This window comes from Sphingopyxis granuli NBRC 100800 (genome assembly GCF_001591045.1).
Classification (GTDB): domain Bacteria; phylum Pseudomonadota; class Alphaproteobacteria; order Sphingomonadales; family Sphingomonadaceae; genus Sphingopyxis; species Sphingopyxis granuli.
Genome location: NZ_BCUA01000074.1, coordinates 1 through 20,827 on the forward strand (window position 1 = coordinate 1; position 20,827 = coordinate 20,827).

The 20,827-nt window shown below is 69.0% G+C and carries 18 protein-coding genes; 4 read left to right on the forward strand and 14 right to left on the reverse strand.

Annotated elements, in window-relative coordinates; all coding sequences use genetic code 11:
* Positions 1-51 precede the first annotated feature (51 nt).
* The 14 genes from SGR02S_RS15010 to SGR02S_RS15075 all read right to left on the reverse strand — a co-directional run bounded on the left by SGR02S_RS15010 (position 52) and on the right by SGR02S_RS15075 (position 17,948).
* On the reverse strand, positions 52-918 hold the full coding sequence (locus SGR02S_RS15010; protein WP_067111565.1) for a cupin-like domain-containing protein: 867 nt from the start codon (positions 916-918) through the stop codon (positions 52-54).
* Positions 915-2,114, reverse strand: a complete 1,200-nt coding sequence (locus SGR02S_RS15015) for a GNAT family N-acetyltransferase (RefSeq protein ID WP_067111611.1) — start codon at positions 2,112-2,114, stop codon at positions 915-917. Before SGR02S_RS15015 ends, SGR02S_RS15010 begins: the two co-directional genes overlap by 4 nt.
* 80 nt (positions 2,115-2,194) lie before the next feature.
* Positions 2,195-4,090 (reverse strand): XrtA/PEP-CTERM system amidotransferase, encoded by a 1,896-nt coding sequence (locus tag SGR02S_RS15020; protein WP_067111567.1) that lies wholly within the window; start codon positions 4,088-4,090, stop codon positions 2,195-2,197.
* An 11-nt stretch (positions 4,091-4,101) separates the two neighbouring features.
* Positions 4,102-5,580: an exosortase A gene (gene xrtA, locus SGR02S_RS15025; protein WP_067111570.1), complete on the reverse strand. Its 1,479-nt coding sequence runs from the start codon at positions 5,578-5,580 to the stop codon at positions 4,102-4,104.
* A complete protein-coding gene (locus tag SGR02S_RS15030; protein ID WP_067111573.1) occupies positions 5,577-6,785 on the reverse strand; it encodes a TIGR03087 family PEP-CTERM/XrtA system glycosyltransferase in 1,209 nt (402 codons plus the stop codon). Before SGR02S_RS15030 ends, xrtA begins: the two co-directional genes overlap by 4 nt.
* 104 nt (positions 6,786-6,889) lie before the next feature.
* The gene (locus SGR02S_RS15035) at positions 6,890-7,960 is read right to left on the reverse strand and encodes a FemAB family XrtA/PEP-CTERM system-associated protein (protein ID WP_067111614.1); all 1,071 of its coding nucleotides are present in this window, start codon (positions 7,958-7,960) and stop codon (positions 6,890-6,892) included.
* Positions 7,957-8,817: an XrtA system polysaccharide deacetylase gene (locus tag SGR02S_RS15040; RefSeq protein ID WP_067111576.1), complete on the reverse strand. Its 861-nt coding sequence runs from the start codon at positions 8,815-8,817 to the stop codon at positions 7,957-7,959. Before SGR02S_RS15040 ends, SGR02S_RS15035 begins: the two co-directional genes overlap by 4 nt.
* A gap of 44 nt (positions 8,818-8,861) precedes the next feature.
* Complete coding sequence (locus SGR02S_RS15045) at positions 8,862-10,007, reverse strand: XrtA/PEP-CTERM system-associated ATPase (protein WP_067111579.1); 1,146 nt, start codon at positions 10,005-10,007, stop codon at positions 8,862-8,864.
* A 22-nt stretch (positions 10,008-10,029) separates the two neighbouring features.
* Entirely contained in the window at positions 10,030-11,724 is a 1,695-nt protein-coding gene (locus tag SGR02S_RS15050; protein WP_067111582.1) for a porin family protein, read from the reverse strand.
* Entirely contained in the window at positions 11,721-12,749 is a 1,029-nt protein-coding gene (locus tag SGR02S_RS15055; RefSeq protein WP_067111585.1) for a P-loop NTPase, read from the reverse strand. The genes SGR02S_RS15050 and SGR02S_RS15055 overlap by 4 nt, the downstream gene beginning before the upstream one ends.
* 14 nt (positions 12,750-12,763) lie before the next feature.
* Positions 12,764-14,305, reverse strand: a complete 1,542-nt coding sequence (locus SGR02S_RS15060) for an XrtA system polysaccharide chain length determinant (protein ID WP_067111588.1) — start codon at positions 14,303-14,305, stop codon at positions 12,764-12,766.
* 48 nt (positions 14,306-14,353) lie between these two features.
* The gene (locus SGR02S_RS15065) at positions 14,354-15,007 is read right to left on the reverse strand and encodes an XrtA/PEP-CTERM system exopolysaccharide export protein (protein ID WP_067111617.1); all 654 of its coding nucleotides are present in this window, start codon (positions 15,005-15,007) and stop codon (positions 14,354-14,356) included.
* Between the two features lie 182 nt (positions 15,008-15,189).
* Positions 15,190-16,419 (reverse strand): pyridoxal-dependent decarboxylase, exosortase A system-associated, encoded by a 1,230-nt coding sequence (locus SGR02S_RS15070; RefSeq protein ID WP_067111592.1) that lies wholly within the window; start codon positions 16,417-16,419, stop codon positions 15,190-15,192.
* Positions 16,416-17,948, reverse strand: coding sequence for an acyl-CoA ligase (AMP-forming), exosortase A system-associated (locus SGR02S_RS15075; RefSeq protein ID WP_067111595.1), 1,533 nt, complete (start codon positions 17,946-17,948; stop codon positions 16,416-16,418). Before SGR02S_RS15075 ends, SGR02S_RS15070 begins: the two co-directional genes overlap by 4 nt.
* 35 nt (positions 17,949-17,983) lie before the next feature.
* Between SGR02S_RS15075 and SGR02S_RS15080 the strand changes: the two genes are divergently transcribed.
* From SGR02S_RS15080 to SGR02S_RS15095, 4 genes are read left to right on the forward strand one after another with little or no spacing between them, the layout of a single operon-like run.
* Positions 17,984-18,979, forward strand: coding sequence for a GNAT family N-acetyltransferase (locus SGR02S_RS15080; RefSeq protein WP_067111598.1), 996 nt, complete (start codon positions 17,984-17,986; stop codon positions 18,977-18,979).
* Positions 18,980-18,990: 11 nt separating this feature from the next.
* Positions 18,991-19,254, forward strand: a complete 264-nt coding sequence (locus SGR02S_RS15085) for an acyl carrier protein (protein WP_234002610.1) — start codon at positions 18,991-18,993, stop codon at positions 19,252-19,254.
* Between the two features lie 15 nt (positions 19,255-19,269).
* Entirely contained in the window at positions 19,270-19,944 is a 675-nt protein-coding gene (locus tag SGR02S_RS15090; protein ID WP_067111604.1) for an alpha/beta hydrolase family protein, read from the forward strand.
* Positions 19,929-20,723, forward strand: coding sequence for a hydrolase 1, exosortase A system-associated (locus SGR02S_RS15095; protein WP_067111607.1), 795 nt, complete (start codon positions 19,929-19,931; stop codon positions 20,721-20,723). Before SGR02S_RS15090 ends, SGR02S_RS15095 begins: the two co-directional genes overlap by 16 nt.
* Positions 20,724-20,827: the final 104 nt, after the last annotated feature.

Genomic DNA, 20,827 nt, shown 5'->3' on the forward strand with positions numbered 1-20,827 from the left:
TTTGCAAAATACATAGTCGCCTTTATTTACGCCTTTGCGTGAGGCAAATCATCATGACACCAGCTTGAGTTTCCGGGCGATCCGCCAGCCCACCGTCTTTGCCCGCGCATAGTCCGGCCAGCGCGGCGGCATCGCGGGGTCGAGCCCCAGACGCCGCAGCAGCGCGTTGGCGGCGTGCGCCTCGGACTCGCGATAGCTCCATTCGCTGCGCCAGGTGATCGACAGCGAGATCGACGGCGCATCGCCGTTGGCGACGAAATGCGGGGCCATCACCGGCACCAGCACCGCGTCGCCGGGACCGAGCGGTACCTGCTGCTCGCCGCCGCGAAAGGCGTCCTGCCACGGCAGGTTGCGATGGCCGCCGGTGTGATAGCGCTCATGCTCGCGCCGGTCGGCGAAGCGCTCGTCCCCCGCGGGCCAGACGTGCATCACCTTGCGACCGCGCAGTTGCAGCAGAATGTTGTGCTCGGGATCGAAATGATAGGGGGTGATCGACCCGGGCGACGAGATGAAGAGAAAGCCCTGCGGCATCAGCATGGCGCCGGTGCGCGGTGCGACGACCGGTTCGAGCTCGCCGAGCAGGTCCATCAGCAGCGCGCGGTAGCCGGCCTCCGTCTCGATATTCTTGAGCACCGCCCAGCTCCGGTTGGTCTCGATGGTGCGGATCGTCTCGCCGATCGACAGGCCGTTCGACGGGACGTCCTCGGGCCGGATGCCGACCGGCAGGTCGCCGGGATTATATTCGACCTGTCCCGTGGGCAGGCTCTCGCCGAGCGCGGCCAGCGCGCCCAGCGACAGCAACGGGTGCTCGTCGAGCCGATGGTGGAGCAATCCGGCCTGCGAGGGATAGAGTTCGGCCATGCGGTCGAGCGTCTCGGCGGGAAAGATCGGAGTGGCGATCGCCTGATGCATGGTCATGACGGGTCCTGTATTGCGTCGGAAGGGGTGGAATGCGAGCGCTTCCAGCGCCGCCAGATCGCCTCGATCCGGGTCAGCGCGTCGAAGCGCCAGCGATCGGGCGCGGCGGACAGCGGCACATTGACCCAGACCAGCCGCCGGCGCTCGCGCCAGATGCTGTCGATCATCGGATGATGCGGCACCGCGCAACTGTCGACCCAGTCGATCGCCGGATCGGCGAGCAGGTCGAGATTCTCGCGCTGGAGGAGGACGCCGGGGGAGAAGCGCGCATAAGCCTCGTCGAACGCCGTCTTGAACGAGAAGCCGCCGGGTGGGCAGAGGAAATGGATCAGCATCGCGAGCGGCCGGCCGTCGAGATCGAGCGCGCTCATCGCGAGCCGGTCGGTGGCGACAGCGCCCGCCAGCGTCGCGCGAAACCAGGCCTCGGTCTCGCCATGGCTCGCGAGCGCCGACCCGGCGCGCCCCTTCCAGCCGCGCATCTCGAGGTCGAGGAAGGCGTCGATCCACGGGTCGAGCGGCTCGTCCGGCCGCCAGCGGCGAAAGGCAAGCTCGCCCTGATCTGCGAGACGCTTCGTCTGTCGGCGCAATTCCTTGCGCTTCTTGGCGCGCACGGCGGCCTGCCAATAGGCGTCGGGCGACAGGCGGCTGTCGAGCAGCGCGCGTTCCTCGCGGTGAACGATTTCGACCGCACGGCCGCGCCCCTGCGCCACATCGGCGAGCGCGCGGTGCAGCGGCCCGTCCTCGGTCAGGCGCGGCAGGTGGACCAGCGTTCTCGCCCAGGGCGCGGCGTCGCACCAGCCGAGCAGGATCGACCAGAACAGCCGCTCGAACCCCGCGCGGACCAGCGGCAGGCCCAGGAAATGGTTGGGGTGCGCCCAGCCGGTCGCATGGCGCAGCGGCAGGCGGCCGTACCGGTCCGCCGGCGCGAGCGGCATCACGCCGATCACCGGCCCGCCGTCGCCGTCGCGCACCATCACCAGCCGCGCCCGCCGTTCGGGGTCGAGCAGATGGAGCGCGGGCTGCAGGCACCAGCGTTCGACAAAGGGGTTGGGCTCGCTCGCGTCGTCCGCCAGCGCGTCCCACGCCGCCGCCAGTTCGGGCGACAGCGACAGCGGATCGACGACGCGCACCGCCAGCGGCGCGGCGTCCTCGTGCGTCGCCACATCGTGGGCCGGAAAGGCGGGATAGACCGTCATCGGCGGCGAGCCTGACAGCAAGTCGTTAAGATGACGTGGCGATTCATGCGACGGATTTTCCTTAGGCCGGCCGTCAGCCGTCACAATCCGAACAGCTTCGCCAGCGATTTTTCGAGCATGAAGAACTGCCAGATCAGCCGGCCGTGATCGCGGCGGCCCGCCTGGTGCGCGGCGACGATGCGCTCGATTTCCGCCATGTCGAACCAGCCCGACCGCGCCAGCGTCGACGAGGTCGCGAGCGCGCGCGCCTGATCGGCGAGCGCCCCGCGGAACCAGTGCGACACCGGCGTCACGAACCCCATCTTCGGCCGATAGAGGATGTCGTGCGGCAGGTAGCGCTCCATCGCCTGCTTGAGGATCGCCTTGCCCGTTCCGCCCTTGACGCGCATCGCGGCGGGCAGCGCCGCCGCGAATTCGACGAGGCGATAGTCGAGCAGCGGCTCGCGCGCCTCCAGCCCGACCGCCATGCTCATCCGGTCGGTCTTGGTCAGGATGTCGCCGGGCAGCCAGATCTTCAGGTCGGCATATTGCGCGCGGTCGAGCCGCTCGCGCGCCGGTGCCTCGACCATCGCCTTCCAATAGCGCGCCTCGGCGACATGATCGCCGAGCGCGCGTTTCGCGGCGTCGTTGAACAGGCGCGCGCGCTGGTCGGGGCCGGTGACGCCGACCGCCTCGGCATAGGCTTCCGCCCCGTTTTTCGACAGGCCGGCGAGCGTCGCGCGGGCACGCAGCGGGCGCGGCGCCCAGTCCATCTGCGGCCAGACGCGCGCGAGCGGGCCGAGCAGGTTGCGCCGCAGCACCGCCGGGATCATCGCGCGCAGCCGTTCCTCCTGATGCTGGAACACCAGCCGGCGATAGCCCGCGAACGCCTCGTCCGCGCCGTCGCCCGACAGCGCGACCGTCACCTCCTCGCGCGCCAGTTCGCACACGTGGTAGGTGGGCAGCGCGCTCGCATCGGCGAAGGGTTCGTCGAACATGTCGGCGATGCGGTCGACTAGCGCAAAGTCGGCCGCCGCGACGGTACGCGTGCGATGGTCGGTGGCGAACCGCTCGGCGATCTGCTGCGCATAGGCGGTCTCGTCGAGCACCGCCTGGTCGAAACCGATGGTGCAGGTCCTGACCGCCCGCGCGCTCGCCTCCGCCATCAGCGCGACGACCGCGCTGCTGTCGACCCCGCCCGACAGGAAGGCGCCCAGCGGCACGTCGGCGACCATCCGGTCGGTGACGGCGGCGCGCATCAGGTGGACGAGATGCTCGGCCGCCTCGCCTTCGCTGGCGCGGATACGGTTCGAGAAATCGGGCGACCACCAGCAGGACGGCGCGGGAACGGCCTTGCCGCGTTCGAGCATCAGATAATGGCCGGCGGGCAGTTTCTCGACCCCCGCGACGATGCAACTGTCGTCGGGAACATAGCCGAAGGCGAGATAATCCTCGACCGCCGTCAGCTTCGCCTCGCAGCGCAGCAGCGGGTGGCGGAGCAACCCCTTGAGCTCGGACGCAAAGGCGATCGAACCGTCGGACAGGCGCGCATAATGCAGCGGCTTCACGCCCAGCCGGTCGCGCGCGAGGAACAGGCAGCCGCGCGCATGGTCGTGGATCGCAAAGGCGAACATGCCGTTGAGTCGCGACAGGCAATCAGGGCCCCATTGCCGCCACGCGGCGATGATGACCTCGGTATCGCCGCTGGTGCGGAACCGATGCCCGCGATCCTCCAGTTCGGCGCGCAGCGCGCGGAAATTATAGATTTCGCCATTATAGGTGAGCGTCACCGCCTCGTCGTCGCTCGCCATCGGCTGCGGGCTACCCGCGATGTCGATGATCGACAGGCGCAGGTGGCCGAGCCCGACCCCCGGCGCGGTCCAGTCGCCCGATCCGTCGGGGCCGCGATGCGCCATCGGGTGCAGCATCGCGCGCACGCGCGCCGGGTCGACGGGCTTCGCCGTTTCGAGATGATAGATGCCCGCGATCCCACACATGGATCAGGGCCTTAGCGGTTTTCGAGAGCGCGGTCAGCCATCGCCTGCGCTCCGCCCGACGCGGAAAGGAAATCGGCGATCGCATCGCGCCCGCCCTGCCCCGCCTCGCTCGACACGATCAGCGACAGCGCGCGCGGGTCGCCGCCGAGCAGCCGCGCCCGCAGCCCGGCCAGCTTCGCCGCGCGCGCGCTGCCGGTCGCGCGCCCGTCGACGACATACCAGGTCGCAGCGTCGCGGAGCACCGGGCCGGGGTGGAGCAGCCGCTCGGTCCGGCCGCCGTCCACCGGGGCCAGCGCCGCGCTCCACGCCCATTTGCCGGCGGGATCGACCGCCCCCTGTCCGAAAGCGACGACCTCGCGCCCCTCGGCCTGCCGCTCGTAACCGCCGATCGCGATCGCAACGCGCCGCCCCTTCGCATCGGCGAAATGGCGCAGCAGGCGCTGGTCGGCGCCGTCGAAACGCGGCCCCCAGCGCAGGCCCTGCGCCGCCGCCGCATGCCAACCGGCGGGCGTTTCGACCGGCATCGTCGCCGGCAGCGGCGCCGAACGCCCGCCGACCAGCGCGGCCCAGCCGATGAACAGCAACGGGATCGCCAGCGCGACCGGCAGGATGGCCCGGCCGTCGCCGCGATAGCGCACAGGCCCGCCGAGCCGCGAGACGTCGACCGCCGCATCGCCGGCCGGGCGGTCGAACCAGCGGCGCGCGCCCAGCATCACCGCCAGGATCACCAGACCGAAGAAGATCCAGCCATAGAAGATATGGTCGATCCCCGCCGCGCGCTCGATTCCCCAGATTTCGGCGGCGACCATCGTGCCCCAGGCGCGCAGCGCGTTGGCGAGAACCGTCGCGGCCAGCGCGATAGCGACGAACAGGACGCGCCGCGGCCAGCTTTGGAAGCAAAGATGCGCCGCGAACACCGCATAGGCGAGCATCGCGATCAGGAAATTGACCCCCGAACAGGCTTCGGCCACCTCGAAGAAACCGGCGCGCGTCGTGATGAACACGCCCTCCATATGCGCTTCGAGCCCCGACAGATGCAGCAGCGCGACGCTGATATGCGCGGTGAGCGTCTGGAGCAGCGGCACCAGTTCCTCGCCGAACGGCACGAGGAGCAGCGCATAGCCGAGCGGAAAGAGCAGCGCGCGAACCACTTTTTCGCCGAGCGTCGCGCCGACCGCTCCCTGCAGCATCAGCACAAGGCCGAACTGTCGCAGCAGCGCCACCCCCGCCGCCTCGCCGACCAGCCAGACGCATGCCGCGCCCGCGAGCCAGCCGACCGCCGGCCACCAGAAGGCCGGCGTCAGCGTCTTCAGTTGCGGCCAACGCTGCGCCACCAGCCAGCCGATCATCGGCACCATCAGCAGGCAATGGGTGAAGGTGGAACTATGCCACCAGATGCCGACCAGATCGGCCAGGTCGCGCGCGAAAAGCGCGAGGATCGCCCCCGCCAGTAATGCCAGCACGGCCAGATGTCTCCGCCACACCGTCATCGCGTCGTCAGTCCCAGCAGATCGCCGAGCGGGGCCAGCCGCGCGTCCCAGCCATAGCGCGCGATCATCCGCGCTCGCGCGGCGGCGCCCATCGCCGCGGCCGCTTGCGGATCGTCGAACAGGCGGACGACCGCGCCGGCCATCGCCGCCGCATCGTCGGCGACGAGCAGGTGATCGCCGGGGACCGCGTCGATCCCCGTCGCGGCGGCGGCGCTGGCGACGACCGGCCGCGCCATCGCCATCGCCTCGAGCAGCTTGTTCTGCACCCCGCGCGCCAGCAGCAGCGGCGCGACCACGGCGTCGGCGGCGGCCAGCCACGGCCGCACGTCGGGCACCTCACCGGTGACGGTGACACCGGGCTGGCCTTCGAGCGCGCGCACCGCGTCGGTCGGCGCCCGGCCGACGATCGCGAAACGCGCCTGCGGATGCCGCCGCCGGATCAGCGGCAGGATATCGGTCGCGAACCAGCTTACCGCATCGACATTGGGGCGATAATCCATCTGGCCCGTGAACACGGCAAGCGGCCTCTCTCCCGCCGCGACTTCGGCCAGCGGCAGCGCGGGGTCGAAGCGATCGGTGTCGATACCGTTCTCGACCGCGTGCACCTTGTCGGCATCGACCTCGCTTTGCCGGCGGAACAGCGCCGCCTCCGCCTCGCTGACGAACAGGCTGGCATCGGCGCTGCGCGCGACCTTGGCTTCATAGGCGCCGAGCACCCGCGCTTCGCGCGCATGAACCCAGTGGAGCGGCTGGCGCGCGTCCTGCTGTGCATAGGTGGCGAATTTGGCCGAATCGACATCGACGAAATCCATGATCACCGGACCGTCGAACCGTGCGGGCAGATACTGCGCCATCTGGCCCGAAAAGCCGACGATATGCGTGACCCGGCCGCTCGCCAGAAGCCCGCGCACATGCGCGGCAAGCGCACTGCTGCGGAACAGCCGGTTCGACACCGGCTCGCCGCGCAGCACGGCCTGCGCCAGCGCCACCGGTCGCGACACCTTGCGAACCTCGATTGCCAAACTCTTGCAAAGCGGTGTCATTTTCTTACGCGCCACCGCTGCATCCGCCGCATCGTCGGCAAGCGCGGCAACATGCACCGGCGCCCATTTCGCCAGTGCCTCGAACATGTGCCAGCTTCTGATCCGGTCGCCGCGATCGGGCGGCCACGGCGCGCGATGCACCAGGAACAGGATCTCAGCCATCGACGATCATCGTCATTGCGAGCGAAGCGAAGCAATCCAGAGTCGCGTACACCGCTCTGGATTGCTTCGCTCGCAATGACGAAATTCCGTAGATCGCGGCCATCCTATCCCAACCCCCGCGCGATCAGCGGTCCGATGCGGTTGGCGGCCCACAGCGGTAGTTTCTTCCACAGATCGACCTGCAACCGGTATTTCGCGCTGGTGGGATTGGTATCGCGCGGCGTCTCGCCCGGCGCCAGCCAGCGCGCATAGACGAGCGGTCGCGGCTCGAACCCCCAGTTCTTCTTGTAGGCGAACGGCCCGGTGCCGACTTTCGATCGGCCGAAATCGAAGCGCGTGCAGCCCTTTGCGCGCGCATGCCGCATCAGCGCATAATACATCAGTTCGTTCGCGCGCAGCGCCCGCGCCTCGGCCAGCCCGCCGCCCCAATAGGGCATCGCCGCGCCGCGCCAGTAGAGGCTGAGCACGCTCGCCACTGCGCGGCCATCCTCGCGCACGGTCAATATGTCGGCATCGTCGCCGAACGCATCGAGCGCCGCATCGAACAGCTGCTTCGGAAAGACCGGCGTCCCCAGATTGCGCACGCTCGTCGCATAGACGCGATAATGGTCGCGCCGTTCGGCTTCGTCCCGGCCCGTCGTCACCGTCAGGCCGCTTTCGAGCGCCTTGCGCACCTCGGCGCGCTGCTTGCGCGGTATGGCGAGCAGTTCTGCGGCATCGTCGGCCGCCAGATCGCGCGCGAAACCGGCGTAGACGCCATCCTCGCGCGTCCATCCTTCCGCCATGGGCAGCACGCCGCCGCGCAATTCGACCGAAGCCACGCCCAGCGACCGCGCGACATCGGCCGCCCCGTCTGCCAGCGTCGCCGCGACGGCGTCATCGTCCGCCAATATCCCGCCATCGACGGCAAAGCCGGTCGCGACGAGCGCTTGGCCGAACAGCGCCGATCGGACATGATGAAGCGGCAGGATGCCGGTCAGCGCCCCTGTCGCGTCGCGCGCCGCGACCAGGTGGCACCGATGTCCCGTCGCCGCGGTCACCGCCTCGCACCACATGCGGCTGTGGAAAGGCGTCGCGGCGGGATGCGCCGCGACATAGGCGTCCCACGCCGTCGCTTCGCTGAGCGGCGCGGCCGAAACGCCCGGCGCTGCGGCTGGATGGGTGGGGGCGTTCATGCCGCGGCGCGCCACGGCCGCGCGCGGTCCTGCTGCGCGGGAAGCAGCGCATCGGCTCGCGTCCATTCGAAATCGGCGAGCAGTTGCTTCAGCTTGCCAGCCATGGCCGACAAGCCGCTGTAATGTCGTATCTTCGATTTCAGCGGCGCGTCGGTCACGCGCGGCTGGCCGGGGTCGATCTCCCACGGGTGAAAATACAGGATGGCCGGATGCCCCTCGGCATTCATCCGCCGAATCGCCCAGCGCGTGAAGCCATAGGGCAGCAGGCGCATGAAGCCGCCGCCGCCCGCCGCGAGCGTGCGGCCAAAGGCGCGCGCCGTCGTCACCGGCCATTCGACAAGCTCGCTGTCCGCGACCGGCCGCCATGCGTGGCGCGGACTTTGCGGCCAGCCATAATGATCGTGGACGACCGGCGCGACGCTGCTCGAATAGGCATAGCCCTGTTCGGCAAGGATCGGATGAGCCCACGGCGTGCGCGCGTCGATCGAAAAGCTCGGCGCGCGATAGCCGCGCACCGCGACGCCGCCCAGGTCCTCGAGGATCGCGCGCGCTGTCTTCAGGTCCGCGGCGAAGTCGTTTGCGCTCATCTGAAAGACGCGCTTGTGGTCGTAGCCGTGGCTCGCCAGTTCGTGTCCCGCCGCGACGATCCGCCGGATCAGCGCCGGGTAGCGCTCCGCGACCCAGCCCAGCGTGAAGAAGGTGCCGTGGACGCCGGCTTCGGCGAACATCTGCAGCACCGCGTCGCAATTCGCCTCGACCCGGCATTCGAGCGTCGGCCAGTCGGCGCGGTCGATCGTGCGCTCAAAGGCGCCGACCTGGAACCAGTCCTCGACATCGACCGACAGGCCGTTCCGCATCGTTCTTCACCTCATGAAACCCATAGCCGGGAATCGTGGCTGCGTCAGGCCGCCCATACCTGCGACCGCGCCGGATTGGGCGCGTTCTCGGGATCGCGCTCGACCCATTCGATCAGCAGGTCAAGCACCCGACGCAGCGCGTCGTCCTGTTCGCAGACGCGTGCCTCGAGCCGCGCGATCTGCTCGCGCAGGGCGGCAAGCTGCTCGGGATCGACCGCCGGCGGATCGGCGGGGGTCGGTGCGGCAAAGGGCGCCGCGTCGGGCGCGGCCGGCGGCCATTCCGTCGGCGCCGCGGGCGCGGCGACGGGCGCCATCGCGGCGGCAAGTTCCACGACCTCCTCGACCGGCGCCGGCGCCAGCGTCGCTTCGTCGATGCCGCGGTCGGCCTCGATCTCGGCGATCACGCTGCGGACATGATGCCCCGAAATCCGGTTCAGTTCCTCGACCGCGCCGAACAGCAGCAGGCGGCTGACCAGCACGTTCAGCTTGCGCGGCACGCCGCCGCTGTAATCGAAGATCAGCTCGAACGCCTCGGGGCTGAAGCTCGGGTTGCCCGTCCAGCCGACCTTGCCCAGCCGGTGCAGGATATAGGGCTCGACTTCCTCGGGCTCCATCGGATCGAGGTGGTGCGTCGCGATCACGCGCTGGCGCAACTGTTCGAGCGTCGGCGAATGGAACAGGGTCTGGCGGAACTCGGGCTGGCCGAGCAGGAAAATCTGGAGCAGCGAATGTCCGCCAAGCTGGAAGTTCGACAGCATCCGCAGCTCTTCGAGCGCGGAGATGGCGAGATTCTGACCTTCGTCGACGATCAGCAGCGTGCGGCGGCCCGCGCGCGCCTGTTCGCGCAGATATTGTTCCATCGCGCGGATCAGTTCGGCCTTGCTCTGCCCTTCCCACTCCAGGCCGAACTGCTCGGCGACCAGCCGCAGCAGATCGTCGCCCTCGACCTGCGTCGACACCAGCTTGACCGCGGTCAGCCGGTTGGCGTCGATCGTGTTCATCAGGTGGCCGACCAGCGTCGTCTTGCCCGCGCCGACATCGCCGGTGATGACGATGAACCCCTCGCCCTGCGCCAGGCCATAGCCGAGGTACGACATCGCCTTGCGGTGCGTCCCGCTCTCGAAATAGAAGGCCGGGTCGGGCGTAAGCTGGAACGGGCGCCCGCTGAAGCCGTAAAATTGATCGTACATCGTCTATCCCCGGGAGTCTGGATCAGAAGTTATAGCGCAGGCCGACGAGCGCCGAACCGATAAGCTGGCTGTTGAAGCCGTCCTGGTCGAACGCATTCAGCGCCGCCGCCGCGGTTCCGGTCAACCCACGCCAGAATCTACGCGAATAAGCCGCCGAAACCCCCGCCGACCGCACATCGCCGGCCCCCGGCGCGCCATTGTCGAAATAGTTGACGTAACCTGCAAGGCTGAGGCTTGCATCGGTGCCGAGTTCGCGGCCCGCCGACAGGAAGAGATAATAGCTTTCATCCTTCACGCCGTCGAAATCGGCGATCGCCGACAGCGCCGGTGCCAGCAAGCGTCGCTGGTCATAGCCGACACCGACGCCATAGGTCCAACGTCCGTAGCGCGACGAGTACATCGCCTGAACGCCGCGGCTGCGGAACTGGAACGCCGTTGCGCTGCCGAGCTGCGGATTGAGGCATCCCGCGCTTTGCTGGCCGAAGACACAGGGATTGATGTCGCCACCGACCGGGTTGCGCGACGGGTCGAACTGGGTCGGGAGCGCGGCAAGCCCGCCCGACAGGCCGCGTCCGAAGCTGGAAAGGCCGTCATAGAGGCCGACCTGCACCAGCGTCGCGTGATCGGGACGATAGGTGAAGCTGCCGGTATAGATGGTATCGCCATAACGGCGGCCAACGCGCGCGGTCAGCGAGGTGCGGCGGCTCGGCTGCCACATGACGCCTGCGTCCCAGATCAGCCCGTCGGTGTCGAAGGAAAGCTGGCGCGGGCTCGATTTGTCGGTGACGTAGCGGCCGTTGGCGTCGAGAACCGGAATGCCGTTCGTGTCGAGCACGGGGTCGCGCTGGCCGATCTCGATGTCCTCATAGCCGACACCGCCAAGCAATGCGACGGTCGGGCTGATCGGGACGGTGATGTCGGCGCGCGCATATTTGCCTTCGAAGCGTTGGTCGAGCTGGCTTGCATCCTCGCGTTCGTAGCCGCCCGACAGCTGCCAGCCGAAGGGCAGATCGCCTGGCCGCTGGCCGATGCTGGCCCACGCCGCATGGTTCGTCGAGCTGTCGAAGACATTCTGCCGCGCAACGCCGCCAGGCAGCAGCGCGGGCGCTTCGACGTCGACCTTGGTGTAACCGAAGCGATAGCCCGCCCCGATGTCGAGATCGCCGACGCGCTGGACCAGTGTCGGGCCGGCGTAGAATGAATAGAGGTTTGCGACGTTCGTGGCGCGGCCGTTGAAGATGCCGTTGTCGGCGCCCTGCCCGTCGGCACGCGTTCGCGTCGCGAGCGCCCCGCCTTCGAGGTTGAGGCCGCGCACGAGTTCGAGCCGCCCGCGCGCCAGACCGCTGATGATATCCTGATCGCTGTAGCCGCGCGATTCGGCGAACTGATGCTCGTAGCGCAACGTTGCCGCCAGTTCGGCGCGGCGGGTGACGATCGCGGCGTCGACCCCGGCCGCAACGGTCGTGTAGGTCAGCACGTCGCCGCCGCCCTTGAGCTCGGCGGTCAGCACCTGCCCGATTTCGAGATAGGGCGACACGTCGACCTTCTTCTGTCCGCGCGACCGCGAACCCGCGCCGGCTGCGGAAGGGGCAGCGGGGGCTTCGTCCGCCCCCGGACCGCCATCGCCCGAAAATTGCGCGTGCGCGCCGGTCGCGGTGCCGGCGAGCAGCAGCGCTGCGATCGCGCCCACGCGGCGCAAGCTGGTTGTGCGCATCATGACGCGCCTCCCTGTCCGTAATAGGTGCCGAAGCGGCGACCGCCCGGTGAATATTTGACGCCGTTGAGCAGCAACTGGACGTGCGGGCAGGCGCCCATCAGTCCGATCGCGTCGCGCAGTGCCGATTCGAGCGTTTCGTCGGCGCGCACGACCATGATGAGCTGCCCCACATGGCCGGCGAGCACCGCGGCCGGCGATGCCGCCAGCACCGGCGGCGAATCGAAGATGATGATGCGCCCCGGCGCACCCGCTTCGAGCTGGGCGATCAGCGCCTCTGTGCGCGCGGAGGCGAGCAGTTCGGTATCGTGCGTATGCTGCGTTCCGGCAGGCATGACCTTCAGCCCCGGAATGTCGGTCTGGATCAGGCAATCGCCGAGCGTCAGATGCGGATCGGCGAGCGCGTCCATCAGGCCCGGCCCATCCTCCAGCCCCAGCGTTTCGAGCACGCTCGGCTTCGCGATGTCGGCATCGACGAGCAGCACGTCATGATCGGCCTCGACCGCGAGGCTGAGCGCGAGATTGACCGCGGAGAAGGTCTTGCCCTCGCCCGGATTGGCCGAAGCGATCAGCACGCGGTGGCCGCGCGGCACGACCGGGCGGTTCGCCGTTCCCGCGAAGTTGCGGATCAACTCGCGCTTCACGATACGATATTCCTCGGCGATCCCGGTGACGGGCGCGCCGGGCACGATCATGCCGCGCGCGGCAAGCCGCTCGCGGTCAATCGTCCCCTGGCGCGTCGGCACGACGGCGGGCGCGGCCTTGGCGACCTCCTTGCGCGGCGAAGGTTTCGCCGGCGCGGGATCGATCGCGGGGGCGGCCTCGACCACGGCTTCGGGAGGCAATGCCTCCGCCTGCGGCGTTTCGGCGGCGGGCGCCGGCCGGGCCTTCGCCTTCTTCTTCTCGGGCTCGGGCGGCAGCTTCGATACGTCGATCGTCGGCGCGTTCGCCGCGGGGTCGAGGCCGAACATGTCGGCGGCGCGTTCGAGCAGCGACGGCGGGCGCTTGACGGGGCGTTGGTCGTTCATGTCCTTCTCCCCGCTCACGCGACCATGCCGCGCTGGACGAACTCGGCGACGAGCAGCAGGGCGTAGAGGCCGACGAGCGCGCCCGCCCCGCCCGCGAGCCACATCAATCGCTTGCGTCGTTCGACATGCCGTTCGGGCGTCACCACCTCGGTGATCGAGCCGATCACCGGCAGTCCGCTTGCGCGTTCGAGCTTGCCCGCCGTCGCGTAGCTGGTGCGGACCTGCGCGAGGCCAAAGGCCACGCCGATGCCGCCGGCAAGACCCGCGAGCAGGACGCCGGTCAGGAACAGCGGGCGATTGGGCGCGGCGGGGCTGGTCGGCTTGGTCGGCGGATCGAGCAGCTCGACGCGGATCGCGTCGGTTTCCGTCTGCACGTCGCCGCGGAGGCGCACCTGCTCGCGCTGCCCGAGCAGCTTGTCATATTGTGCCTTGAGCGCGGTATACTCGCCGTTGATCCGGTCATATTCCGCCGCGATGCCGGGATTCTGGATCTGCTGCGACGTGATCCTGGCGATATCGGCGGTCAGTTGCGCCTTGCGCGCGCTCAGCGCGCTGACGGTGGCCTGCCGCTCGGCACGCATGGCGGCGAGCGAACCATAAGCCGGGTTCTGCGCGTTGCCGGCGCTTCCGCCGCTGCCTTCGCGATCCGCCTGCGCCTTCAGCGAGGCGATCTGGCTCTTGAGCGCGACGACGTCGGGGTGCGCATCGGTCAGCCCGCGCGCGCGCATCGCCGACAGTTCGGCCTGCGCGCCCGCCAACTGCTGGCGCGCGACGCCGCCGCCGGTGGCACCGAGACCCGGCACGTTGATCGTCGCCGGGGTCGAGGCGAGCTGGCCGTTGGTCGCGGCAAGCGCAGCCTGCGCGGCAACGAGCTGCGTGTCGATCTGACCAAGTTCGGCGCGCGCCGCTTCGACGCGCTGCGCGGGCGAGCCGGCGCCGGCGGGAATCAGCCCGATGTTCTGCGCCTCGAAGGCCGCGCGCCGACCCTCGACCTCGCGCAGCGCCTTTTCCCGGTCGGCGATCTGCGAATCGAGGAATTTCAGCCCCTCGCGCGCGTTCATGCGCCCGCCGCGCAACTGGTCATCACGGAAAACGGTTATCAGGCTGTCGAGTACCCCCGAAGCCAGCTTGGCATTGTCGGCATCCGACAGGCTGCCGACGGCGACGCTCGACGTGATCTCAAAGATATTATCCTGTTGCGGAACGATCTTGATGCTCTTCTGCAACATGCCGACCGCCCCGGCCCGCTCGCGCTCGCCCGCGCCGACGGGCAGCAAGCCCGTCGTCACCGCGACCTTTTCGAGGTTGCGCGCGCTGGTCAGCGTCTCGCGAATCTGATCGATCCGCTGACGGCCGCCGAAACCGGCGGTCGTATCGTCGGGCAGGATCTGGTTGATGTCGACGAGCAGGCGCGCCCGCGAATCGTAGCGATTCGGGATCGAGGCGATCGCGAGCCAGCCGAGGATGCAGATACCCCAGGCGACGCCCAGCACCAGCCACCGGCGTGTCCAGACGCTGTGCAGCGCCAACCGCAGTTCGTCATATAGACCATTCATCGCCGGGGTTCAGTCCTTCGGATCGCGGGGCAGGGTCGGCCGTCCATGTCAGAACATGCTTTCGGGAATGATGATGACGTCGCCCGGCTGAAGCTTCACATTGGCCTTGATGTCGCCGCGCTTGATCAGATCGTTGAGGCGCAGCGCATATTCGTGCTGCTTGCCGCTTCCCTTGTCGTAGCGCACGAGCCGCGCCTTGTTGCCCGCGGCATATTCGCCGAGACCGCCGACGGCGATCATCGCGTCGAGCACGGTCATGTTGGCGCGATAGGGAATCGACGCCGGCTTCTCCGTCGCGCCGACGATGCGCACCTGCTGCGAGAAGGTGCTGTTGAAGCTGGTGACGATGACGCTGACGATCGGGTCGGTGATATATTGGCCGAGCGCCAGCTTGATGTCCTGCTGAAGCATCGTCGGCGTCTTGCCGACCGCAGGCATGTCGGTGATCAGCGGCGTCGTGATCCGTCCGTCGGGGCGCACCTGGACCTTGCCGCCGAGTTCCGGATTGCGCCACACGAAAATCTGCAGTTCGTCGAGCGGCCCGATGATATATTCCTCGCCCGGCCCTTCCTGGTTCGCGACAAAATTGGCGCTCGGCAATTGCGGCGCGGTTCCGGCGCTCATGCAGCCGGTCAGCGCGGTCGCGGCGATGCCGGAAACCAGCGCGGCGCGGGCGGCGCGAAGCGAGGGGAAGGATCGCATGTTCATATCACCTTTCGCATAGCCGGGCGCCCTCGCGGGCCCGGAAACGCGCCGGAACCCGCAATGACATCCATTGCGTCAGGGTCAGCCATGCTCGAAAAGGGTGAACATACCGTTAGTATTGGGGTAGGTTCGCGCCGCGCTTGTCGCAAACTGTCCCTGTTCGGAACAGAAATCGCCGTCTAGACGAGCATTTCGCGCGCCGATCCCTGGCCGAGAAAAGCTGCCGGGCTCGCCGTGGCCCCATAGGCCCCCGCCTGAAAAAGCGCAACAAGATCGCCGACTTGCGCCGCGGGTAGCGCAACCTGATCCCCCAGCCGATCGAGCGGAGTGCACAGACAGCCCACTACCGACACCGTCTCGGCCGGCTCGCCGCCGAAGCGGTTGGCAAGCGCGATCGGATAGTTGCGCCGGATCACGGTGCCGAAATTGCCGCTTGCCGCCAGTTGATGGTGGAGTCCGCCATCGGTGACGAGGAAGGTTTCGCCGTGGCTGACCTTGCGATCGACGATCCGCGTCAGGTAGACGCCGGCTTCGGCGACGAGCCAGCGGCCAAGTTCCATCGCGAAGCGGCTGGTCGCCAGCACCGGATCGCGCGCCGCCAGCGTATCGGCGAGTGCGGCGCCGACCGCCACAGCATCCACCGCGGTATCGCCAGGAAAATAGGGCACGCCCATACCGCCGCCGATGTTGACGAGCGGCGGCGGCGCACCGACGTCGTTCGCCAGCCGCGCCGCGAGCGCCACCGTCTGCCCCTGCGTCTCCGCGATGGCGGCGGCGTCCAGCGCCTGCGATCCGGCGAAAATGTGGAAACCCCGCCAATCGGCACCGGCGTCGATCAGCCGCCGCACCAGCGCCGGGACCTCCGCCGCATCGACGCCGAACGGCTTGGCGCCGCCGCCCATCTTCATCCCCGATCCCTTGAGGTCGAAGTCGGGATTGACCCGCACCGCCAGCCGCGGCGTGATGCCGAGCCGCGCGGCGACGGCGAGCGCGCGGTTCGCCTCGCCAATCGATTCGAGGTTGAGCGTCGCGCCCGCCGCGATCGCCGCTTCCAGTTCGCGGTCGCGCTTGCCGGGTCCGGCAAAGCTGATGTGTTCGGCCGCCATGCCGCTCGCCAGCGCGGCCCGCAATTCGCCGCCCGAGGCGACGTCGAACCCGTCGACCCGCTCCGCCATGAAGGCGAGCAATGGCGGATAGGGGTTCGCCTTCATGGCATAGTGAAGCTGCACCGTTTCGGGAAATGCGGCGCGCCATTCGGCGATCCGCGCCGCCAGCAGCGCGCCGACATAGACGAACAGCGGCGTGTCGCCCGCGGCATCGGCAAGCCGGTCCGCGCGCGTCCCGCCGATCAGCAGCATGCCGTCGGCGTCGGCGGCGAAGCCGGGCGGGATCGGGCCGTGCGGCTTCATGCCGCCACCTGCCGCGTCCAGTCCGCAGCGATCGCGACGCGGTCGAGCTTGCCGTTGGGATTGCGCGGCAGAGTGTCGCGCCACTCGATCGTCTGCGGCTGCATGAAGTTGGGCAGCGTCTGGCGCAGCCACGCCGCCAGCCCGTCACGATCCGCATCGCCCCCCCTGCCGCGCACGATCAGCACGATCGCGGCGCCGAGCCGCGCATCGGGGATGCCGAAAGCGACCGCCTCGTAAACAAGGCCGGAGGCGACGGCCGCATCCTCGACCTCGGTGGGGCTGACGCGATTGCCCGCAGTCTTGATCATCGCATCGTCGCGGCCAACGAAGGTCAGCAGGCCCTCGGCATCGCGGCGCACGGTGTCGCCCGACCAGACCGCGATGCCGCCATGGCGCGAGGCCGGCGGTGCGGGGCGAAAACGCTCTGCGGTGCGTTCGGCGTCGCGCCAGTAACCCTGCGCGACGAGCGGTCCGCAATGCACCAGTTCGCCCGGCTCGTCGTCGTCGGTCACGCTGCCGTCGGGGCGGCACACCAGGATTTCGGCATGGGGGATCGCGCGGCCCATCGAGGTCGGATGCGACGCCACGAGCGCCGGGTCGAGCCAGGTCGACCGGAACGCCTCGGTCAGTCCGTACATCGGGTAGATGGCGGCATTCGGAAAGGTGTCGCGCATCGCATCGATGAGCGTCGGGGTCAGCGCGCCGCCGCTGTTGGTCAGGCGGCGCAGCAGGGCGGCAGTATCGGCGGGCCAGTCGCTTTCGACGAGTTGCACCCACAGCGGCGGCACCCCCGCCAGCGTCGTCGCCCGGTATCGCGCCACGGCCTTCACCACGTCGCGCGGGGTCAGATAGTCGAGCGGTGCGACCGCCCCGCCCGCATACCAGGTCGACAGAAGCTGGTTCTGGCCATAGTCGAAGCTGAGCGGCAGCACCGCGAGCACGCGGTCGTCGGGCGCGATCTTCAGATAGGAGGCGACGCTCTCTGCCCCCAGCCACAGGTTGGCGTGGCTCAGCATCACGCCCTTGGGGCGCCCGGTCGATCCGCTGGTATAGAGGATCGCGGCCAGTTCGTCCGTTCCGGCCCGCGAGGGCGGCAGCGCCGGCCCGTCCGAATCGATCGCCGTTTCGGCGGCCTTCAGATCCTCGAACGCGCAATCCGCCGGCCGGCCATCGCCGAGCATGTCGGCGCGCGGCGCGTTGGTGACGAGCAGTGTCGCACCGCTGTCGGCCAGTATATGCGCGACCTGCGGTCCCTTGAGCAGCGGGTTGACGGGCACATGGATCAGCCCGGCGCGCGCCGCGGCGAGCGGCATCAGGCAGATCGCCCGCGTCTTCGCGCCCCAGCTGGCGACGCGCCCGCCCGGACCGCCCGCGCGCTCACGCAGCCAGGCGGCCAGCCGCCCGACGCCGGCATCGAGGTCGGCGAAGGACAGAACGCGCTCGCCGATCAGCAGCGCGGGCGCGTCGGGAACGCCGCGCAGCGCGAGATGGTCGATCGGATGCGACGGAGGATTTTCGATCTTGGTCATCGGCTGTTAGGAGACGGGTGATAGAGCGCGCGACCATGCAAGGGAACGGTGAACATCCCGCTAATGATGCGAAACGCCCCCCGGCGCGGGGCGCTGGCTTCGCCTCGCCCTTCGACCGCGAAGAGTGGTTCGATCTGCTCGCGGCGCATGGTTTTGCCGGCGCCGGCCGCCATGACGCGCGCGGCACGGCCGGCCAGACGCACGCCCTCCTGCCCCTGCGCATCGAACGACCGGGCCATTATGCCGGGCTGACCAACTGGTACAGCTTCGCGATCCGGCCGCTCTACACCGGCGATGGCGACCGCCCGGCGGCGCTCGCGGACCTGTTCGCGGCGCTGCGCCGGCGCGCCGTGCGGCTGACCCTCTACCCCGTTCCCGATACCGAACAGATGGCCGTCGCCTCCGCGTTGCGCTCGGCGGGCTGGTGGGTGAAGGCCAGTCCGAAAGGCGACCGGCACTGGCTCGACCTGTCGGGCCTCGATCATGACGGCTGGTGGGAGAGCCGCCCCGGCGCGCTGCGCAGCACCGTCCGGCGCAAGGCGAAGAAGGGCGTGGTCGACATCGAACTGTTCACCGCCTTCGACGCCGACGCGTGGGCGGCCTATGAAGCGATCTACGCTGCGAGCTGGAAGCCGGAGGAAGGCGACCCCGGGCTGCTGCGCGCCTTTGCCGAGGCCGAAAGCGCGCGCGGTACCTTTCGCATGGGGCTCGCGCGCATCGAGGGCGCGCCGGTCGCCGCGCAATATTGGACCGTCGAGGACGGCACTGCCTTCATCCACAAGCTCGCGCATGTCGAGGACAGCCTGAAAGCGTCGCCGGGGACCTTGCTGTCGGCGGCGCTGTTCCGCCACGTCATCGAAGTCGACCGCGTGTGCCGGGTCGATTTCGGCACCGGCAACGACGCCTACAAGCGCGACTGGATGAACCGGCACGAACCGCTGTGGCATATCGAGGCTTTCAATCCGGCGCGCATCGCGGCATGGGGACCGGGACTCAAGGCTTTTGCGCGTTCGGTCCTCGGGCGCGAATGAGGATCAGGATCGTGACCGAACCCGTCGATACCCAACTTCGCGCCCTGCTCGCCGACATCCTCGGCCTGGGCGAAGAGCGCGCCGCCGCGCTAACCGCCGACAGCGGCCTGTTCGGCGAACTGCCCGAATTCGATTCGATGGCGGTCGCGACCGTCCTCACCGAGATGGAAGATCGCCTCGGCATCCTGATCGACGACGACGAGATCGACGGCGAGATATTCGAAACCTATGGCCACCTGCTCGCCTTTGCCGAGCGCAAGGTTCGAGGTTCATAGGATAGGCGGGGGCGCATGGACGGTCATCGGCTGCGCATAGACCCCGCCGGAACGCCGCGCGCGACCGTCCTGTTCGTCCCGCCGCTATTCGAGGAAGCGAACCGCACGCGCCGCACGCTGGTGCTGGCGATGCGCGCGCTGGCGGCCGACGGATTCGCCGCGCTGCTGCCCGACCTGCCCGGACAGAATGAAAGCCTGACCCCGCTCGTCGAGGTCGATCTGGCGCGCTGGATCGAAGCGCTGGCCGCGGTCGCAGAGCGAATCGACGGCCCGCTGATCGTCGCGTCGCTGCGCGGCGGCTGCCTGGTCGATCATCGCGCCAAGGCCGCGGCCCATTGGCGGCTGGCCCCGGTCGCCGGCGCGTCACTGCTCCGCACGCTGCTGCGCGCGCGCGTCAGTGCCGACCGCGAGGCTGGAAAATCCTCGTCGCTCGAAAACCTGCAAGCCGAAGCGCGCAATGCCCCGCTGCTGCTCGCAGGCAATCTGCTGTCGCCCGCGATGATCGCCCAGCTTGGCGGCGCCGAGGTCCAGGCGGTCGCGCCGTTGCGCAGCCTCACACTCGGCAGCGGCGATGGCGCGCTGCCGGGCACGCCATTGTGGCTGCGCGCCGAGCCGGGCGAGGATGCCGCGATGGCGCACGCGATCGCCGCCGACATCGCGGCCTGGGGGGCGGCATGCGGCATCAGCTGAGTTTTGCCTGCGAGGGTGCGGCGCTTGCTGCGACGCTCGACGACGCGCCGGGAACGAGCGGGCTGCTGATCGTGTCGGGCGGCAACGAAATCCGCAGCGGCGCGCATCGCGGCATGGCGATACTCGCGCGGCGGATTGCCGACGCCGGTCATCCGGTCTTTCGCTTCGACCGCCGCGGCATCGGCGACAGCGAGGACGATAACGGCGGCTTCGAGTCGAGCGCCCCCGACATCGCCGCCGCCATCGCCGCCTTTCGCACCGCGGCGCCGCAGGTCGCGCGGATCGTCGCCTTCGGCAATTGCGACGCGGCGAGCGCGCTGCTGCTCCATCAGCCGCTGCCGCTCGACGCGCTGATCCTTGCCAACCCGTGGACCTATGATGCGGAAGCCGACGACGAAGCGGACGCCGAACCGGCGCTGCCGCCGGCGGCGGCGATCCGGGCGCGCTATCTGTCGCGGCTGAAAGACCCCAAAAGCCTGCTCAGGCTGGTGAAGGGCGAGATCGATCTTCGCAAGCTGGCGCGCGGCCTGTCGGCGCTCGGCAGGCGGAAGCCGGAAACGGCTCCCGACAGCCTTGCCGCGCGGCTCGACAAGGCGATGGCGGCGCTTCCCTGCCCCGCCACGATCCTGCTCGCCACGGGCGACCGGACGGCACAGGCATTTGCGGAGAATTGCAGGCCGGACGCGCTGCCGGTCGAACGGCTCGACAGCGCATCACACAGCTTTGCGGGTGCGGATGGCGACTGGCTGGCGACACGGATATTGGAAAGACTGGGCTGACGTCCGGTTCGGGACAAGGAACTGCCCGTTCCAAAATCGTCATGCTGAACTCGTTTCAGCTTCCATGGCCAGCGTCGACAGGTAACCGTTCCCCGGCAAAAGCC

Coding starts and splice junctions, on each gene's coding strand:
- SGR02S_RS15010 (WP_067111565.1), bottom strand. CDS start 918: ATGACCATGCATCAGGCGATCGCCACTCCGATCTTTCCCGCCGAGACG.
- SGR02S_RS15015 (WP_067111611.1), bottom strand. CDS start 2,114: ATGACGGTCTATCCCGCCTTTCCGGCCCACGATGTGGCGACGCACGAG.
- SGR02S_RS15020 (WP_067111567.1), bottom strand. CDS start 4,090: ATGTGTGGGATCGCGGGCATCTATCATCTCGAAACGGCGAAGCCCGTC.
- xrtA (WP_067111570.1), bottom strand. CDS start 5,580: ATGACGGTGTGGCGGAGACATCTGGCCGTGCTGGCATTACTGGCGGGG.
- SGR02S_RS15030 (WP_067111573.1), bottom strand. CDS start 6,785: ATGGCTGAGATCCTGTTCCTGGTGCATCGCGCGCCGTGGCCGCCCGAT.
- SGR02S_RS15035 (WP_067111614.1), bottom strand. CDS start 7,960: ATGAACGCCCCCACCCATCCAGCCGCAGCGCCGGGCGTTTCGGCCGCG.
- SGR02S_RS15040 (WP_067111576.1), bottom strand. CDS start 8,817: ATGCGGAACGGCCTGTCGGTCGATGTCGAGGACTGGTTCCAGGTCGGC.
- SGR02S_RS15045 (WP_067111579.1), bottom strand. CDS start 10,007: ATGTACGATCAATTTTACGGCTTCAGCGGGCGCCCGTTCCAGCTTACG.
- SGR02S_RS15050 (WP_067111582.1), bottom strand. CDS start 11,724: ATGATGCGCACAACCAGCTTGCGCCGCGTGGGCGCGATCGCAGCGCTG.
- SGR02S_RS15055 (WP_067111585.1), bottom strand. CDS start 12,749: ATGAACGACCAACGCCCCGTCAAGCGCCCGCCGTCGCTGCTCGAACGC.
- SGR02S_RS15060 (WP_067111588.1), bottom strand. CDS start 14,305: ATGAATGGTCTATATGACGAACTGCGGTTGGCGCTGCACAGCGTCTGG.
- SGR02S_RS15065 (WP_067111617.1), bottom strand. CDS start 15,007: ATGCGATCCTTCCCCTCGCTTCGCGCCGCCCGCGCCGCGCTGGTTTCC.
- SGR02S_RS15070 (WP_067111592.1), bottom strand. CDS start 16,419: ATGAAGCCGCACGGCCCGATCCCGCCCGGCTTCGCCGCCGACGCCGAC.
- SGR02S_RS15075 (WP_067111595.1), bottom strand. CDS start 17,948: ATGACCAAGATCGAAAATCCTCCGTCGCATCCGATCGACCATCTCGCG.
- SGR02S_RS15080 (WP_067111598.1), top strand. CDS start 17,984: ATGCAAGGGAACGGTGAACATCCCGCTAATGATGCGAAACGCCCCCCG.
- SGR02S_RS15090 (WP_067111604.1), top strand. CDS start 19,270: ATGGACGGTCATCGGCTGCGCATAGACCCCGCCGGAACGCCGCGCGCG.
- SGR02S_RS15095 (WP_067111607.1), top strand. CDS start 19,929: ATGCGGCATCAGCTGAGTTTTGCCTGCGAGGGTGCGGCGCTTGCTGCG.